12 protein-coding genes are annotated in these 16,404 nt (G+C 70.1%); 2 read left to right on the top strand and 10 right to left on the bottom strand.

Features of this window, described 5'->3' with window-relative positions:
• Positions 1 to 125: 125 nt before the first annotated feature.
• The 7 genes from ACZ60B_RS41070 to adhE all read right to left on the bottom strand — a co-directional run bounded on the left by ACZ60B_RS41070 (position 126) and on the right by adhE (position 11,272).
• Positions 126 to 1,166, bottom strand: coding sequence for a substrate-binding domain-containing protein (locus ACZ60B_RS41070; protein WP_469396752.1), 1,041 nt, complete (start codon positions 1,164 to 1,166; stop codon positions 126 to 128).
• Positions 1,167 to 1,183: 17 nt separating this feature from the next.
• Complete coding sequence (locus ACZ60B_RS41065; RefSeq protein ID WP_469396750.1) at positions 1,184 to 2,203, bottom strand: ABC transporter permease; 1,020 nt, start codon at positions 2,201 to 2,203, stop codon at positions 1,184 to 1,186.
• The gene (locus tag ACZ60B_RS41060) at positions 2,200 to 3,717 is read right to left on the bottom strand and encodes a sugar ABC transporter ATP-binding protein (protein WP_469396748.1); all 1,518 of its coding nucleotides are present in this window, start codon (positions 3,715 to 3,717) and stop codon (positions 2,200 to 2,202) included. The genes ACZ60B_RS41065 and ACZ60B_RS41060 overlap by 4 nt, the downstream gene beginning before the upstream one ends.
• 221 nt (positions 3,718 to 3,938) lie before the next feature.
• Positions 3,939 to 5,120, bottom strand: coding sequence for an ROK family transcriptional regulator (locus ACZ60B_RS41055; protein WP_469396745.1), 1,182 nt, complete (start codon positions 5,118 to 5,120; stop codon positions 3,939 to 3,941).
• Positions 5,121 to 5,352: 232 nt separating this feature from the next.
• A complete protein-coding gene (pflA, locus tag ACZ60B_RS41050) occupies positions 5,353 to 6,177 on the bottom strand; it encodes a pyruvate formate-lyase-activating protein (protein ID WP_469396742.1) in 825 nt (274 codons plus the stop codon).
• A gap of 79 nt (positions 6,178 to 6,256) precedes the next feature.
• The gene (gene pflB / locus ACZ60B_RS41045; RefSeq protein ID WP_469396740.1) at positions 6,257 to 8,521 is read right to left on the bottom strand and encodes a formate C-acetyltransferase; all 2,265 of its coding nucleotides are present in this window, start codon (positions 8,519 to 8,521) and stop codon (positions 6,257 to 6,259) included.
• 54 nt (positions 8,522 to 8,575) lie between these two features.
• Positions 8,576 to 11,272, bottom strand: coding sequence for a bifunctional acetaldehyde-CoA/alcohol dehydrogenase (adhE, locus tag ACZ60B_RS41040; RefSeq protein ID WP_469396737.1), 2,697 nt, complete (start codon positions 11,270 to 11,272; stop codon positions 8,576 to 8,578).
• A gap of 407 nt (positions 11,273 to 11,679) precedes the next feature.
• Between adhE and ACZ60B_RS41035 the strand changes: the two genes are divergently transcribed.
• Complete coding sequence (locus ACZ60B_RS41035; RefSeq protein WP_469396735.1) at positions 11,680 to 12,135, top strand: hypothetical protein; 456 nt, start codon at positions 11,680 to 11,682, stop codon at positions 12,133 to 12,135.
• Between the two features lie 115 nt (positions 12,136 to 12,250).
• Here ACZ60B_RS41035 and ACZ60B_RS41030 read toward each other — a convergent pair whose 3' ends face one another.
• Entirely contained in the window at positions 12,251 to 12,679 is a 429-nt protein-coding gene (locus ACZ60B_RS41030; protein ID WP_469396733.1) for a VOC family protein, read from the bottom strand.
• A 226-nt stretch (positions 12,680 to 12,905) separates the two neighbouring features.
• Here ACZ60B_RS41030 and ACZ60B_RS41025 point away from each other — a divergent pair, with 226 nt between their 5' ends.
• A complete protein-coding gene (locus ACZ60B_RS41025) occupies positions 12,906 to 13,709 on the top strand; it encodes a hypothetical protein (RefSeq protein ID WP_469396730.1) in 804 nt (267 codons plus the stop codon).
• Positions 13,710 to 13,723: 14 nt separating this feature from the next.
• Here ACZ60B_RS41025 and ACZ60B_RS41020 read toward each other — a convergent pair whose 3' ends face one another.
• Complete coding sequence (locus ACZ60B_RS41020; protein WP_469396754.1) at positions 13,724 to 14,728, bottom strand: phosphotransferase family protein; 1,005 nt, start codon at positions 14,726 to 14,728, stop codon at positions 13,724 to 13,726.
• Between the two features lie 196 nt (positions 14,729 to 14,924).
• The gene (locus tag ACZ60B_RS41015; protein ID WP_469396728.1) at positions 14,925 to 16,172 is read right to left on the bottom strand and encodes a cytochrome P450 family protein; all 1,248 of its coding nucleotides are present in this window, start codon (positions 16,170 to 16,172) and stop codon (positions 14,925 to 14,927) included.
• Between the last annotated feature and the right edge of the window lie 232 nt (positions 16,173 to 16,404).

Below are 16,404 nucleotides of genomic sequence, written 5' to 3'. Positions count from 1 at the left end.
GGCGCCGGGGGGGGACGGTGGTCCCCCGGCGGGCGGGGGGTTTTCCGGGCGCGGGGCCGCGGGGGGGGGGGGGCGGGGGGGGGGGGTGGCCCCCCCAGCGCGGTGGGGGGTGCGGGCGGGTCCGGTCACCGGAAGCCGGTGGACATGTACTGGTCGACGTTGGTCTTGTCGACGACGGCCGAGTAGAGCGTGATCGAGGCGGGGATCTCGAACTCGGCGAGGCCTCCGACGCCCTTGCCCTGGCCGAGGGCGCGGGCGAGGTCGATGGCGGAGGCGGCCATCGTGGGCGGGTACAGGACGGTCGCCTTCAGTACGCCGTCGTCCTGCTTGATCGCCTGGAAGGCGGACAGCGCGCCGGCTCCGCCGACCATCAGGAAGTCGTCGCGTCCGGCCTGCTGGATGGCCCGCAGCGCACCCACGCCCTGGTCGTCGTCGTGGTTCCACAGGGCGTCGAACTTCGACTGCGCCTGGAGCAGTTGGGCCATCTTCGCCTGGCCGGACTCGACGGTGAACTCGGCGGCCTGGCGGGCCACCTTCTTGATGTTGGGGTAGTTCTTCAGGGCGTCGTCGAAGCCCTGGGTGCGCTGCTTGGTGAGCTCCAGGTTGTCCAGTCCGGCGAGTTCGACGACCCGGGCGTCCGGCTTGTCCTTGAGCTTCTCGCCGATGTAGCGCCCGGCGTTGAGGCCCATGCCGTAGTTGTCGCCGCCGATGTAACAGCGGTAGGCCTGCGCGGAGTTGAAGATGCGGTCGAGGTTGATGACCGGGATGCCGGCGCGCATCGCCTTGAGGCCGACCTGGGTGAGCGCCTTGCCGTCGGCGGGCAGCACGACCAGGACGTCGACCTTCTTGTTGATGAGGGTCTCGATCTGGCCGATCTGCTGGGCGGTGTCGTTGGAGCCCTCGGTGACCTCCAGGGAGACGTCCGAGTACTTCTTGGCCCGGTTCTTGGCGTTGTCGTTGATGGCGTTGAGCCAGCCGTGGTCGGCCTGGGGTCCGGCGAAGCCGATGGTGACGTGCTTGCCCGGCTTGTCGTCGGCGGCCGGCTGGTTGTTCGCCGCGGTCTTGTCTTCCTTGGTCTCGTTGCTGGTGCAAGCCGTGAGCAGGGCTCCCGCGGAGACCGCCGCGGTTCCGAAGAGCAGTCCTCTGCGACTGGTGGTGTGTGACATGGCGGTGAACCCTTTCCTCAGGTCGTGCTCGCGGTGCGGCGCTGCACCAGGACGGCGGCGACGATGATGGCGCCCTTGGCGATCTGCTGGACGTCGCTCTGGAGGTTGTTCAGGGCGAAGATGTTGGTGATCGTGGTGAAGATCAGGACGCCGAGCACGGAGCCGGTGATGGTGCCGCGCCCCCCACTGAGCAGGGTGCCGCCGATGATCGCGGCCGCGATGGCGTCGAGTTCGTAGAGGTTGCCGTTGGTGTTCTGGCCGGAGCCGGAGAGCACGATCAGCAGGAAGGCGGCGATGCCGCAGCACAGCCCGGACAGCAGGTAGAGGTAGAGCCGCTGGCGGCGGACGTCGATGCCGGCCAGCCGGGCGGCCTCCGCGTTGCCGCCGACGGCGACCGAGCGACGGCCGAAGGTGGTGCGGTTGAGCGCGAGCCAGCCGGCGATCGTCACGAGTGCGAAGACCAGGACCAGTGGCGGGATGCCCAGCACGTAGGAGTCGCGCTCGCCGAGCTTGAGGACGCCGTCGATGGTGACGATCTGCGTCCTGCCGTCCGTGATCTGGAGGGCGAGTCCGCGCGCCGAGGCCAGCATGGCGAGGGTGGCGATGAAGGGGACCATCCCGCCGTAGGCGATCAGCAGTCCGTTGACCAGTCCGCAGCCGAGGCCGACGAGCATCGCGGTGAAGAGGATGCCGGCGAAGCCGTACTCCTGGGTGGCGACCGTGGTCGCCCAGACGGAGGCGAGGGCGACGATGGCGCCGACGGAGAGGTCGATGCCGCCGGAGGTGATGACGAAGGTCATGCCGACCGTGACCACACCGATCACGGAGGCCTGGGTGAGGACGAGTTGGAGGTTACGGGTGTCGAGGAACTCGTCGGGCTTGGTGATGCCGCCGATGACGACCAGCGCGGCGAGCACCCCGAGCAGGGAGAGGGTGCGGACGTCGGCGCGGGCCGGCAGGGAGCGCCAGGGGGTGAGTCGGCCGACCGGCGACATCTTGCCGGCGGTGTCCCGAGGCGGGGAGACGGGCTGCGTCATGACGCCGGGGTTCCTTCCATGACGAGGTCGAGGACACGGTGTTCATCCAGTTCACGGGCGGGGGCCTTGTGCACGACCCGGCCCTCGCGCAGCACCAGTACGCGATCGGCGAGGCCCAGCACCTCGGGCACCTCGCTGGAGACCAGCAGGACGGCGAGCCCGTCGTCGGCCAGGCGGCGTATCACCGCGTACAGTTCGGCGCGCGCGCCGACGTCGACGCCGCGGGTGGGCTCGTCCAGCAGCAGCACCCGGCAGCCGCGCAGCAGCCAGCGGGCCAGGACCGCCTTCTGCTGGTTGCCGCCGGACAGGGTGCGTACGGGGACTTCGGGGTTGTCGGGCCGCAGGGACAGTTCCCGCACGGCGGCCCGGGCGGCGCCGCGTTCGGCGCGCCGGTCGACCCAGCCGGCCCGGGAGAAGCGGGACAGGGAGGACACCGAGACGTTGCGGGTGACGGACTCCAGCATCAGCAGGGCCTGCGCCTTGCGTTCCTCGGGTGCCAGTCCGAGTCCGGCGCGTACGGCCGAGCGGACGCTCCCGGGGCTCAGTGTCCGCCCGTCGACGGACACGCTGCCCGCCGTGGGCCTGCGGGCGCCGTAGATCGTCTCCAGGATCTCCGAGCGGCCCGAGCCGACCAGGCCGGCGAGTCCGACGATCTCGCCGGGCCGCAGGTCGAGGTCGAGCGGGTCGAACTCGCCGTCGCGGGCCAGGCCCCTTACCCGCAGCACGGGTTCGGCGTCGGGCTCCTGCTCCGGCCGCGCGGGGAAGACGTACTCGACGTTGCGGCCGGTCATCAGGGCGACGACGTCCCGGGTCGGAGTGGTCTTGGCGGGCAGTCCCCCCGCCACCGCCCGCCCGTCCTTGAGTACGGTCACCCGGTCGCCGATGCGCCGGATCTCCTCCAGGCGGTGCGAGATGTAGACGACGGCGACGCCGTCGGCGGTGAGATCGGCGACGATCCGGAAGAGGTTGTCCACCTCGTCGGGGTCGAGGGCGGCGGACGGCTCGTCCATGACGATGAGTCGTACGTCGTGGGAGAGGGCCCGGGCCATGGACACGATCTGCTGCTGGGCCGCGGACAGCTCCCCGACCAGCCGGGCGGGGTCGATCTCCGGGTGGCCGAGTCGCTTGAGCAGCAGCGCCGTCGACGTCCGCGCCGCCTTGCCGCGGACGACGAAGCCGGCGGTGGTCGGCTCGTGCCCGAGGTGGACGTTCTCCGCCACCGACAGGTGCTCCACCAGGTCGAGTTCCTGGTAGATGGTGGCGATGCCCAGGCGCATGGCGGCGATGGGCGAGCGCAGGGTGACCGGCTCGCCGAGCCAGCGGATGGTGCCCTCGTCCGGCTGGTGGGCGCCGGCCAGGACCTTGATGAGCGTGGACTTGCCGGCGCCGTTCTGGCCGAGCAGACAGTGCACCTCCCCCGCCTGGACGTCGAGGTCGACACCGTCCAGGGCGCGGACGCCGGGGAACGACTTGGCGATCCCGGACATGCTGAGCAGCGGTGGTTCTTGTGCCATGTGGGTTCCCCTCGGCAAACGTGCGGGCCGGTGTCAGGGCGTGCCGCGCCTGCGGCCGGACAGGCGTGCTGCGGCTCGGAGGGCAGGGCTGGGTGCCGTACGGACGAAGGCGTCGTTACGTAGTTACACGAGTCAGCGAACTGTTGCACGAGTCAATAGGCGTGGCGGACGAAGGTCGCTCGCGCCGACGGGGTCGGCGCGGTACGGAGCTGCTGTGGGCCTTACGCGGGTGAGAAGAGGTGGTCGCTGATCAGCCGGGCCGCGCCGATGACGCCGGCGCTGGGGCCCAACTCGCCCAGGACGATGGGCAGATTACGGGTGGCGAGCGGGAGGGACTGGCGGTAGACCTGGGTGCGGATGGCGGCGAGCAGGTTGTGGCCGAGGCCGGTCACCCCGCCGCCGATCACCACCAGGCCGGGATTGAAGAAGGACACCAGTCCGGCGATGATCTGGCCGACGTGGGTGCCGCCCTCACGGATCAGTTCGAGCGCGGTGGCGTCCCCCGCCGCGGCCGCCGCGGCGACGTCTGCGGCGGTGAGGGTGCCGTTCGTCTCGAACCTGGCCGCGAGTTCGACGGAGAGGCCCTGTTGGGCCGCCTGCATCGCGTCGCGGGCCAGTGCGGCCCCGCTGAAGTGGGCTTCCAGGCAACCCCGGTTGCCGCAGGCGCAGGGCCGGCCGTCGGGTACGGCCTGGATGTGGCCGATGTCGCCGGCGCTGCCGGTGGTGCCCCGGTGGACCTGGCCGCCCGCCACGATGCCGCAGCCGATGCCGGTGCCGATCTTGACGCAGAGGAAGTCGGCCGTGGTGCGGGCGACTCCGGCGTGCTGCTCCCCCATCGCCATGAGGTTCACGTCGTTGTCGACCATGACCGGGCAGCCGAGTTCCTGGCTGAGCGCCTCCCGCACGGGGAAGCCGTCCCAGCCCGGCATGATCGGCGGGGCGACCGGTACACCGTCGGGGAAGCGGACCGGCCCGGGAACGCCGACGCCGGCGCCGTCGAACCCCCCGGCAAGCCCGGAAGCCTTCAACTTCCCTGCCATGTCGAGGACTTGCTCGAAGACCGCGACCGGCCCCTCACGGACGTCCATCGGCTGGTTGAGGTGGCCGAGGATCTCCAGTTCGGGTGTGGTGACGGCGACGTCGACCGAGGTCGCGCCGATGTCGACGCCGAGGAACCTGAGGTCCGGGTTGAGCCGGATGTTGTGGGAGCGGCGGCCGCCGCGCGAGGCGGCGAGTCCGTCGGCGGCCACGAGCCCCGTCTCCAGCAGCCGGTCCACCTCGACGGCCAGCTTGGACCGCGAGAGGTCCATCCGGTCACCGAGCTGCGCACGGGAGTTGGGGCCACCGTCACGCAGCAGCTGCAGCAGACGAGCCTGATGCGTGTTCGCCGGTCGAGCAGTCATGCGTCTCACGTGCCCCTCCCCGCCAGTTTCGGCCACCAGTGTCGGGCTTTCGACAGGGAACGTATCAGCGGCAGCCGAACCTGGGAAGAAGCTGTGCACGGATTACCGCACTCTTTTTCCACTCAGAGGACAAAGAAGCGTCCGACCTGACGAACGGGCACTACAACGGACGCTTCAGACACGGCACTTGATCCGCGGTACCCACCTCCTGATCAGCTCACCGGCCGGGCGGTCAGACCGCGTACAGGCCGTACGAGGTGAAGACGGAGCGGGCTTCGGAGACCTGGTCGGCGGTCGGGACGGGAGTCTCGGCGAGGGTGAACTCCATGCCCAGCTCTTCCCACTTGGCGGCGCCGAGCTTGTGGAAGGGCAGCACGTCGACGCGGCTGACATTGCCCAGCGACGCGGCGAAGGAGGCGACCCCTTCCACGTTCTCCGCCGGGTCGGTCAGGCCCGGGACCAGCACGAAGCGCACCCAGACCTCCTTGCGGAGCGCGGCCAGCCGGTGGGCGAAGGCCAGGGTCGGCTCCAACTGGCGTCCGGTCAGGCGCAGGTACAGCTCACGGTCCCAGGACTTGATGTCCAGCAGCACCAGATCGACGCTCTCCAGCAACGTGTCGGAGGCGCGGGCGCCGAGGAAGCCGGAGGTGTCCAGGGCGGTGTGCAGGCCCAGTTCGTCGTGGCAGCGGCGCAGGATCTCGCCGGTGAAGTCCGGCTGGAGCAGCGGTTCGCCACCGCTGATGGTGAAGCCGCCGCCCGCGGCACTGATGAACTGGACGTACTTCTTCACCTCTTCGACGATCGCGTCGACTGTGGTGCGCTCGCCGTTGCGCATCCGCATGGTGTCGGGGTTGTGGCAGTACAGGCAGGCCAGCGGGCAGCCGGCGAGGAAGGCGACGAAACGGGTGCCGGGGCCGTCCACACCGGTGGACAGGTCCCAGGAGTGCACCGAGCCGCTGACCGGCCCGGTGCCGCGCAGCGCGGCGGCCTGTTCGGCGGGGGTGTCGGTGCTCACGGGGATGAGGGGCAGCAGGGCGCCCGGCTGGATCAGATTCATGACGAAGCCTCCTGGCGTCCCGATGTCCGAACGGATCTCCCGGGGAACGCGCTGGGCGCGTTCCCCGGGAGGACGGTGGCTACAGCGAGCCGTGGAAGGTGCGGCTCAGCACGTCCAGCTGCTGCTCCCGCGTCAGCCGTACGAAGTTGACCGCGTAGCCGCTGACCCGGACGGTCAGCTGCGGGTAGTTCTCCGGGTGCTCCATCGCGTCCAGCAGCGTGTCGCGGTTGAGCACGTTGACGTTCATGTGGAAGCCCTGGGAGGTGACGAAGCCGTCCAGGACGCCCGCGAGGTTGCGGACGCGGTCCTCGGGAGTTCGTCCCAGTGCGTCGGGGGTGATGGTGTTGGTGAGCGAGACTCCGTCCTCGGCCTGCTCGTAGGGGAGTTTGGCGACCGACAGCGCGCTGGCGACGTAGCCGTGGGTGTCGCGGCCGTTCATCGGGTTGGCGCCCGGGGAGAACGGCTCGCCGGCCCGGCGGCCGTCGGGGGTGTTGCCGGTCTTCTTGCCGTAGACCACGTTGGAGGTGATGGTCAGCACCGACTGGGTGTGCTCGGAACCCCGGTAGGTGGGGTGCTTGCGCACCTTGCGCATGAACTCCTCGACCAGCCACACCGCGATGGAGTCGGGCCGCTCGTCGTTGTTGCCGTACGCCGGGTACTCGCCCTCGATACGGAAGTCCACGGCCAGCCCCGTCTCGTCGCGCACCGGGGTCACCTTGGCGTACTTGATCGCCGACAGGGAGTCCGCGGCGACCGAGAGCCCGGCGATGCCGCACGCCATGGTGCGCCGGATGTGACGGTCGTGCAGCGCCATCTCCAGCCGCTCGTAGGCGTACTTGTCGTGCATGTAGTGGATGACGTTGAGGGCGTGGACGTACGTCTCGGCCAGCCACTCCATCTGCTGGTCGAGGCGGGCCACCACCTCGTCGTACCCCAGCACCTCGGAGGTGATCGCCCCGGTGTCCGGGCCGACCTGGGCGCCGGACCGCTCGTCCCGCCCGCCGTTGATGGCGTACAGCAGCGTCTTGGCGAGGTTGACCCGGGCGCCGAAGAACTGCATCTGCTTGCCGACCTCCATCGCGGAGACACAGCAGGCGATGGCGGTGTCGTCACCGAAGCGCGGGCGCATCAGCTCGTCCGACTCGTACTGCAGGCTGGAGGTGTCGATGGAGACCTGCGCGCAGAAGTCCTTGAAGCCCTGCGGCAGCGCCGGCGACCAGAACACGGTCATGTTGGGCTCGGGCGCCGGACCCAGGTTGTACAGGGTCTGGAGGTAGCGGAAGGAGGTGCGGGTGACCAGGGTGCGGCCGTCCGCGCCGATGCCGCCGATGGACTCCGTCACCCAGGTCGGGTCGCCGGAGAACAGCTCGTCGTACTCCGGGGTGCGCAGGAAGCGCACGATCCGGAGCTTGATGATGAAGTCGTCGACCAGCTCCTGCGCCGCGCTCTCGTCCAGGAGTCCGGCGTCCATGTCCCGCTGGAGATAGACGTCGACGAACGTGGAGGTGCGGCCGAGCGACATCGCCGCGCCGTTCTGCTCCTTCACCGCCGCGAGGTAGGCGAAGTACAGCCACTGGATCGCCTCCCGGCCGCTGTTCGCCGGACCGGAGATGTCGTACCCGTAGGAGGCCGCCATCTCCTTCAGCTCGCCCAGTGCCCGGATCTGCTCGGCGATCTCCTCGCGTTCGCGGATCACCTCCTCCAGCCGGGACGCGTCGTGGGGCATGGCGTCGAGGTCGGCCTTCTCCTCCTGCTTGGCCTTGATCAGCCGGTCCACGCCGTACAGCGCCACGCGGCGGTAGTCGCCGATGATGCGGCCCCGGCCGTAGGCGTCGGGCAGGCCGGTGACGATGCCGGCCTTGCGGGCGGCCCGGATGTCCGGGGTGTACGCGTCGAACACCCCGGCGTTGTGGGTCTTGCGGTACTGGGTGAACACCCGCTCCAGCTCGGGCAGGACGGGATAGCCGTACGTCTCCAGCGCCCCGGCCACCATCCGCCAGCCGCCGTAGGGCATGATCGCGCGCTTCAGCGGGGCGTCGGTCTGCAGCCCGACGATCAGGTCCCGGTCCTTGTCGATGAAACCCGGCGGGTGGGCGGTGATGGTGGACGGGATGTCGTACGAGACGTCGTAGACGCCCTTGGCGCGCTCGTCGGGGAAGCGGTCGGTGATCTTCTTCCACACCGCCGTGGTGCGCTCGGTGGGACCGGCCAGGAAGGAGCTGTCACCCTCGTACGGGGTGTAGTTCTGCTGGATGAAGTCCCGTACGTTGATCTCGTCCCGCCACAGGCCGCCCCGGAAGCCGTCCCAGGCGCTGCGGGTCGGCCGCTGCTGTTGCGTGGTCATCGATGCACGACTCCTTCGAAGGTCGGTTTCTGGGTTCGGAGTTGACCGGTCGGCTCAGACCGGATCGCCGTAGAAGGCGGTGCGCATCAGCTCCTGCATGTCGGCCAGCATCGGCAGCCGCGGGTTGGCGGGCGCGCACTGGTCCTCGTAGGCGTTCATCGCCTGCTCGGGCAGGGCGTCCAGGAAGGCCGCCTCGTCGACCCCGGCGTCCTTGAACGACCGCGGGATACCGACCTTGTCGCGCAGTTCCTCGACCGCCAGGGCGAGGGACTCCACCCCTTCCTCCGGGGTGGCCGCGGGCAGGCCCAGCATCCGGGCGACGTCCTGGTAGCGCTCGGGGGCGATGTAACTGCGGTACTTCGGCCAGCCGGTGACCTTGGTGGGGTTGCCGCCGTTGTAGCGGATCACGTGCGGCAGCAGCAGCGCGTTGGTGCGGCCGTGGGCGACGTGGAAGGTCGCGCCCAGGGTGTGCGCCATGGCGTGGACCACGCCGAGGAAGGCGGAGCCGAAGGCCATGCCCGCGATGGTGCCGGCGTTGTGCATCTTCTCCCGGGCGACCGGGTTGGTCGGGCCCTCGTTGACGGCCTTCTCCAGGTTGTCGAAGATCAGCCTGACGCCCTGGAGCGCCAGTCCGTCGGTGAAGTCGTTGGCGTACACCGAGACGTAGGTCTCCAGGCAGTGGGTCAGCGCGTCGAAGCCCGAGTCGGCGGTGACGGCCCTGGGCATGCTCATGGTCAGCGCCGGGTCGCAGATCGCCACGCTGGGGGTCAGCGCGTAGTCCGCCAGCGGGTACTTCTGGCCGGTCTCCGTGTCGGTGATCACCGCGAACGGGGTCACCTCGCTGCCGGTGCCCGAGGTGGTCGGGATGCACACCAGCCTGGCCTTCTCCCCCAGGTCCGGGAAGGTGAAGGCGCGCTTGCGGATGTCGAAGAACTTCTCCTTCAGGTCCGCGAACTCCAGCTCCGGGTGCTCGTACATCAGCCACATCACCTTGGCGGCGTCCATCGGCGAGCCGCCGCCGAGCGCGATGATGGTGTCCGGCTCGAAGTGGCGCATCATCTCGGCGCCCTTCTGCACGGTGCGCAGGCTCGGGTTGGGCTCGACGTTGTCGATCACCCGGATCTCCGGGATCTCGCTGCGGCGGCCCAGGACGTCGCGGATCCGCTCCAGGTGCCCGATCTCCACCATCGTCTTGTCGGTGACGATGACGAACTTGCGGGAGCCGCGCACATCGGCGAGGTACTTGATGCAGTCGCGCTCGAAGTAGATCTTCGGAGGGATCTTGAACCACTGCATGTTGTTGTTCCGCCGCCCGATGCGCTTGATCTGGATCAGGTTGAGCGCGGTGACGTTGCCGGAGACCGAGTTGCTGCCGTACGAGCCGCAGCCCAGGGTCAGCGACGGCATGAACGCGTTGTAGACGTCGCCGATGCCGCCCTGCGAGGTGGGCGCGTTCCAGATCACCCGGCAGGCCTTCACCGCGCGTCCGTACTCCTCGGCGAAGTCCGCGTCCTCGGTGTGTACGGCGGCCGAGTGGCCGAGTCCGTTGAACTCCACCATCTGCGTGGCCAGCCGCACCCCGTCGGCCCGGCTGTCCACCGTCAGGACGGCCAGCACCGGGCAGAGCTTCTCCCTGGTCAGCGGCTCGTCGATACCGACCTCGGCGACCTCGGCCAGCAGCACCGAGGTGTCCTCCGGCACCTCGAAGCCCGCGCCCTTCGCGATGGCGACCGCGCTCTGGCCGACGATGGCGGCGTTGAGCTGGGCGCCCGCGCAGTCCCGTCCTGCGCCCTCGGCGACCCCGAACAGGTACTTCTCCAGCAGTGCCTTCTCGTGTGCGCTGGTCTGGTACGCCTTGAGTTTGCCGAACTCCTCGATCGCCGCGTCGCGGATCTCCCGGTCCAGGATCACCGCCTGTTCCGAGGCGCAGACCATTCCGTAGTCGTACGTCTTGGACAGCACCACGTCGTTGATCGCGCGCTGGATGTCGGCGCTCTTCTCGATGTACGCGGGCACGTTGCCGGCCCCGACGCCCAGTGCCGGCTTGCCGCAGCTGTAGGCGGCCCGGACCATCGCGTTGCCGCCGGTGGCCAGGATCGACGACACCCCGGGGTGGTTCATCAGGGCGCTGGTGGCTTCCTTGGAGGGATGCTCGATCCACTGCACGCAGTGCTCGGGGGCGCCCGCCCGCACGGCCGCGTCCCGGACGACCCGGGCGGCCTCGGCGGAACACTTCTGAGCGGCCGGGTGGAAGCCGAAGATGATCGGGTTGCGGGTCTTCAGCGCCATCAGCGCCTTGAAGATGGTGGTGGAGGTGGGGTTGGTGACGGGGGTGACGCCCGCGAGCACCCCGACGGGTTCGGCGATCTCCACGATCCCGTCGATGTCGTCACGGCGGATCACCCCGACCGTCTTCACGCCCTTCATCGAGTTCGTGATGTTCTCGCAGGCGAAGATGTTCTTGACGGCCTTGTCCTCGAAGACACCGCGCCCGGTCTCCTCGACCGCCATCACCGCGAGCTTGGTGTGCTGGGCGAGTGCGGCCAGGCTGGCCTTCTTCACTATGTGGTCGATCTGTTCCTGCGTGTAGTCGGCGTACTCCTGCAACGCCTCCAGGCCGCGTACGACGAGCTCGTCCACGGCCTGGTCGACCTCGTTCGTTTCGTTCCGGGCGACTGGAGCGGCGGCGGCCGGAGCGGCCGGGCCTGTCTCGGAGGTGTGCTGGCCGTCCTTCTTACGGCGGCTGGTCATCGGATCACCTTTCGTCAGCGGTGTGCCGAAACAGCCGGGCTCTTGCGGCTCGGGTGTACTACCAGCGTGGCATCGCCCACCGGATCGTGCAGATGTTCTGGTGGCCCCTGTTCCCGGCCACCCGGACCTGGAAAAAGGGGCCGTGCGGACCAGGCGGAAGGGGCCGTGCGGACCGAGCGGGAGGGGGCCGGTCGGCCCCCCTCCCGCTCGCCGGTTCGGGGCCCTGATCTCGTCAGGCCGCCCGACCGCCTCGCGCGGCGCAATCCCTTCGAGCGCCGTTCGCGTATCACCTCACGGGAGGCGACGCCTCACGCAGAACCGCATCTTGACGTTCCGGAGCCGGGCACCGCCGGTGGGTGACGAGCCCGGACCCGTCTTCTCCGTACCCAGGAACAACGGGAGCCACCATGACCGCGGCCTCTGTCACCGATGTCACCCTTCGAGGGCTGGGAGTCTGCTGCGCCTCGGGCAATGCGGTGCTGCACGGTCTCCTCATCCCCGATCACCTCGAGGAGAAGTTCTACATCGGCGTCCTGTTCGCCGTGGGCAGTGCCGTCATGCTGCTCGTGGCGGCGGCGCTGGCGACCTCGAAACACCCCTTGGGGGCCTGGCTGACCGGGGCGATCGTCAGCCTCGGCATGATCGTCGGCTTCTTGCTGTCGCGCACCGTGGGCCTGCCCGGCGGCTACTACGAACCCGGCTGGGAACCGCCTTACGGCCCCCTGTCCCTGATGGTCGAGGGGTTGTTCGTGCTCGCCTTCCTCGCCTGGCTGGGCCGGCGGTCGACGACCCGGGCCGCCCCGAAACCCGCGGACCGCGTGCGCACCGCGCCCGGTCCCGGTCCCGGGCAGTGGACGCGCTGAGACCGGCACGTCGGCCGGCCGGGACGCTCACCCGGAAGCCGTCACGCCGCTCCTCGGGCCACCGCGCGTCGAGGGCGAGGGCCGCGACCTTGCCGTCGGGGCATTCACAGGACGGTCAGTCGATGCAGAACTCGTTGCCCTCGATGTCCCGCATCGAGATGCAGGAGTCGTTGCCGTCGTAGAGGAGTTGCACGCGTACCGCACCGAGCGGAACCAGTCGTGCGCACTCGGCTTCGAGTACGGCCAGGCGCTCCTCCCCCATGAGCCCGGTGCCGACCCGCACGTCGAGATGCACCCGGTTCTTGACGACCTTCCCTTCGGGGACACGCTGGAAGTACAGCCGCGGGCCGACACCCGAGGGATCACTGCACGCGAACCACGACCCCCGGTCCTCCGGGGACTGGGAGCTGTTGAACGCGTCCCACGTGGCGAACCCGTCCGGCGGCGGCGGAACCTCGTACCCCAGAACCTCGCACCAGAAGCGGGCGAGGCGCTCGGGTTCGGCGCAGTCGAAGGTGACTTGGAACTGTTTGATCGATGGCACCGGCGCACCATAGCAAAGGTCCGGTTGCTCATCTCCCGTGTGGATATCGGCGTGTTGACGAAGCGGCAGACACCCGCTAGGCGCCCGGCACGCCTGATGACGTAGGAGATTCCGCCAAGTACGGGAACATGCAAGGCTGTTGGCGTCCGGTCGGGGTGGAGCAGGGGACTGCGAGGGGGGGGCACCCGGTGTCGTATGCGACGAGCGGGACGACGGAGGCCGCGTCATGAACGGCGGGATGGCGTGGCTCGCCGCCGGCTGGCTGCTGGGATTCACCGCGGTCAACGCGGGGCTGTATGCGGCCTGGTGGCGGCGCACACGGGACGAGCGGAAGTTCCTCAGCGACATCCGGGCGGCGGATGCGGACCCGATACGGGCGGCATGGTGGCTCGGCGGCTCGTGGGACAGCGCGTCACCGCAACAGGAACGGTACGCGGCAGAGGTGGCCGTGAGCCTGCTGATCCTGGCCGAGGACGCCGAGATCGACCGCGACGGCCGGATCACCGTGCCGCTCGGACGGCTCGGCAGGCACCGGGACCCGGTCCTCGCCGCGCTCGTGACACTCGTGCGTCTGCACAAGGGCGCCACGGTGCACGAACTGCTCACCGACCCTCGTTTCCAGCGGTTCCGGAAGGCCCTCCGGTCACGTCGTCCGCCCCTGCGCAAGTGGTTCGGCTCCTACCGCGTCCCCGCGCTGACAGCCTCCTTCGTCACCGCGTACGGCATGTCGTTGCACGCGATGCTCATGCGTCACGCCGTGCCTGGACTGCCCGGCCACGACCCGGGCTTGTGGACCACGGTCTGGACAGGGCTGTGGGCCGTGCTCGCCGCCCCCGCGGCCCTCTGGCCGCAGGAGCTGTCCCGCCCCTGGCCCCGGTTCACCCGCGGCTGCCGTACCGCCGTCGCCCAGGCCCTGGCCGGCCTGAGCCCGGACACATCCCGCCGGGTGTCCATCAGCTCGTCGAAGCCGTCCGAACCGCCCGCGCCGTCAGTCGTGGCCGACTCCAAGCCCCGGGCCGGAGGCGGCTGACCGCGGTCCGCGGGTCAGGAGGTCGCCTCCCGGATCTCGTCCAGGGCCGCGACGAGTTGCGGGGCGACCGCCTCCTCCCTCCACCGGAGGGCGTCCGCCCCCATCTTCCGCGGGACCGTCTCGACCAACATGATCAGGTAGAGGTAGGCGCGGTAGAGGGCGAGACGGAGAAGGGCCGGGGTGTCGAACCCGGCTCGACCGCCGGCCTCCCGGTAGCCGGCCAGAAAGGCCTCGTCCTTCCTGATGTCCCCCAGGAGGGCCAGGGAGACGAAGTCGGCCAGGGGGTCGCCCCAGAGCATGCGCTCGCCGTCGACGAGTCCGCCGATGCGCACCGGTTCGGCCGACCGTACCGAGTCGGCCGAGCGCCCGGCCGACTCGACCGGGCGCTCCACGAGGACGTTGCCTCGCCACAGGTCGAAGTGGACGAGGGCAGGAACGGTGACCTCGTCGAGCGCGTCGTACGCGGCTCGGAGCCCACGGTCGATCTCGACGGCCGGCCGGGGCAGCACGGCCTCGAAGCGGCGCGCGTCGTCGAGGACCGCGTCGAGCATTCCGGTGAAGGCGGTCCGCCAGTCGGCCGCGAGCGGACCGAGCGCGCCGGACGGGTATCCGAAGGCCGGTCCGGTGACCCGATGCAAGGTGGCCACCTGACGACCCAACTCGGTTCGCAGACACGCCTGTTCGGCTTCGGTGAGCGAGCTGTCCCAGGGGGTGCCGGGGCACGCCGTCATCAGCAGCGTGGTGTTGTCGTCGTCGAGGGCGAGGAGGCGGGGCGCCGGCACCCCGGCCTCTTCGGCACACCGGTAGAACTCCGCCTCGGAGACGAGGAGTCGGCTCTCGTAGCGCAGACCCGGGGCGTCCGGCGCGCTCTTCAGTACGCAGCGGCTGCCGTCGGTGAGGACGAGCTCCTCGACGGTGTTGTACGTGCCGCCGCTCAGCGGACGCACACGGGCCAGGCGCTCGGGCGGGATCCCCGCACCGTCCAGGATGCCGCGCGCCCGTTTCCAGGAGTCCACCACGTTCGCCCGCCTCTCCCCGTCGGCCACCCTGCCGCGTACACGTCCTTGACGTTCCGGCCGTCCGCGATCAGTGCGCTGAGCCGTGCCCCGGGCGCCGACTCGCCGGAGTCCGGCGCGGGCCCGGCACAGCGTACGTGCGTCCCGCCGCCCTCCGCATCGGCTTGCCGCTGTTCGTCGGGCGGGCGGGCGAAGGGCGTCAGCGTCGGACCGGGCGGACCGGGAGCACTTGGACGCTGTTGCCGATGAAGCTGCGCTGGTGGGGCAGTTCGGCCTCGGGGACGGCGAGGTCGAGGTCCGGGAAACGGGTGAAGAGCCGCTCCAGGGCGATCGTGGCCTCCAGGCGGGCGAGCGGGGCGCCCATGCAGTAGTGCATGCCCTGGCCGAAGGAGAGGTGCCGGGCCGCGCCGGGCCGGGTGACGTCGAAGCGATCGGCGTCCGGGCCGTGGAACGCCTCGTCGCGCCCGGCGGCGGTGTAGCCGGCGAGGACCGGGGTGCCCTGCGGGATCACGGTGTCACCGAGAGCCAGGTCGCGGGTGGGGTAGCGGAAGGGGAACCAGCTGACCGGGCCGTCCCAGCGCAGCGTCTCGTCCACCACGTCCGACCAGGTGACCTCGCCCTCCAGGACGAGGGCCAGCTGGTCCCGGTGCGTGCACAGCGCCCGTACGGCATTGCTGATCAGGTTGAGCGTGGTCTCGTGGCCGGCGACCAGCATCAGGCGCATCGTGCCGATCAGCTCGGCCTCGCTGAGCCGGTCGCCGCCGTCCTCGCGGGCGGCTATCAGGGCGCTGGTCAGGTCGTCGCCGGGGGCGGCCCTGCGGGCGGCCGCGATCGTGCCGAGCAGTTCGACGAGCTCGCGTACGGCGGCCATCACCTCCGCCGGGGTGGTGTCGGTGGCGATGATCACGGTGTAGGTGAGGTCGTGCAGCCGGGCGCGATACTCGGCGTCCACGCCTAGCAGCTCGCAGATCACGCTCAGCGGGAGCGGCAGCGCGAAGTGCGTACGCAGGTCCGCGACGCCCTCCGGGTCCTCGGCGGCGGCCCGACCGAGGTCGTCGAGGAGGCCGGCGGTGAGCTCCTCGATGCGCGGCCGCAGCCGCTCCACCCGGCGGACGGTGAACGCGTTGCCGACGAGCGAGCGCAGTCGGCGGTGGTCGGCTCCGTCGGCGGTGTGCATGCCCTGGGCATTGGCGAAGACCCGCAGCGGCCAGTCCGCGGGGATCGTGCCGTCGTTCAGCGCCGGGCAGTGGCGGGCGTCCTTGGCCACGTCGGGGTGGGAGAGGAACTCCTTGAGCGCGTCGTGCCCCACGACGACCGCCGCGGGCACCCCGCCGGGCAGGACGACGTCCGCGACGGGCCCCCGGGCCCGCAGCTCGGCGTTCAGGGCGTGCGGGCAGCCGCCCGCGGGGTCGACGACGTGAGCGGGAGCGGGGATGTGGGAGGACAAGCCGGGACTCCTGACCGTATGAACGAATACCGGCGCCAACAGTGGGGTGCGGATGGGCGGTTGTACAAACCCATTCCGGCGAGACCGCGGTCACATTCACCGCACCGCACCGTGAACGCCCGTGCGCATAACGTTGTGGAACCGGTGAAGCGCCCCACATGACCCACGTCACCCACTACCCGCGATAGTGGACGGAAAGGGACATGTTCAGACACGCATCCGTGCCTTGACC

Source organism: Streptomyces sp. NPDC104096 (genome assembly GCF_055584385.1).
The sequence above is the reverse complement of the archived record's forward strand: the minus strand, read 5'-3'. Positions and strand labels throughout refer to the sequence as shown.